This is a genomic window from Mycobacterium sp. ENV421, assembly GCF_002887815.1.
Taxonomy (GTDB): domain Bacteria; phylum Actinomycetota; class Actinomycetes; order Mycobacteriales; family Mycobacteriaceae; genus Mycobacterium.
The window spans coordinates 1-1,249 of record NZ_PDHO01000128.1 but is presented as its reverse complement, the minus strand read 5'-3'; the positions used below and the strand labels follow the sequence as shown (position 1 = coordinate 1,249).

Genomic DNA, 1,249 nt, shown 5'->3' with positions numbered 1-1,249 from the left:
TGGGTCCAGTGATCGGGTCACCAGATAGAGGCACTTGAGCGCGGCCTGCTCCGATGGGAAGTGCCCGCGGGCCTTGATCGCGCGGCGGTAGCGCGCATTTAAGGACTCGATCGCATTGGTGCTACAGATGACCCGGCGGATCTCCACGTCGTAGTCCAGGAACGGGATGAACTCGTCCCAAGCGTTGTCCCACAGGCGAATCACCGCCGGGTAGCGTTGCCCCCATTTCTCGGCCAGCTCGTCGAACGCCGTGCGGGCCGCGGTGGCGTCGACCGCGGTGTAGATCGGTTTCACATCACGCTTGATCTCGTCCCAGTACTTGCGGGAGGTGAGCCGAAACGTGTTGCGCAGCAAGTGGATGATGCAGGTCTGCACGATCGCCTGCGGCCACACATTGCCGACCACCTCCGGCAGTCCCTTCAGCCCGTCGCAGACGACGAAGAAGGTGTCCTTGATGCCGCGGTTGCGTAGGTCGGTGAGCACGCTCATCCAGAACTTCGCACCCTCGCCACCCGTGCCGGCCCACAGTCCGAGGATGTCGCGTTCCCCGGCCAGGGTGACCCCGATGGCCGCGTAGAACGGCCGGTTGGCGACCTGGCCGTCGCGGACCTTGACCACGATCGCGTCGATGAAGATCGCGGCATAGGTTTCATCCAGGGGCCACACCGCCCACTCGTTCATCTCCTCGATCACCTTGTCGGTGATCCGGCTGATTGTCTCCTTGGACACCGACGCCCCATAGATCTCGGCGAAGTGCGCTGAAATCTCCCCGGTGGTAAGTCCTTTGGCGTACAACGACAAGACCACCTCATCGACCCCGGACAGTCGGCGTTGGCGCTTCTTGACGATCTGCGGCTCGAACGTCGATGCCCGATCGCGGGGCACATCGAGTTCGACCGGGCCGGTGGTGTCGGTCAGCACCGTCTTGGTGCGGGTGCCGTTGCGGACGTTGCCCGACCCCGCCTCGGGCGGATCATGTTTCTCATAGCCCAGGTACTCGGTCATCTCCTCGTTGAGCGCGGTCTCGAGCACCGTCTTGGTCAACTGCTTGAGCAGCCCATCGGGCCCGGTCAGCGACAGGCCCTGTTCCTGCGCCAGTCGGACCAGCTCGACCGCAGCCTTCTGCTCTGCGGACTGCTCAGCTGACTTCTTCTTCGCCACATCTTCCAGTGTCGTCATCACGGCACCTTTCTCGCCGAGCATCGCTCAGCGTGTCAGTTGCCGGAAACACCGTTATTTCCACAGTCCC

At 63.2% G+C, this 1,249-nt stretch carries 1 protein-coding gene; it reads right to left on the bottom strand.

Translation table 11 applies throughout. The features are described 5' to 3' along the window. Positions 1 to 1,182, bottom strand: a 1,182-nt coding sequence (locus CRM90_RS29985; RefSeq protein ID WP_102810454.1) for an IS256 family transposase, incomplete at its 3' end; no start/stop codon positions are given. Positions 1,183 to 1,249 lie beyond the last annotated feature (67 nt).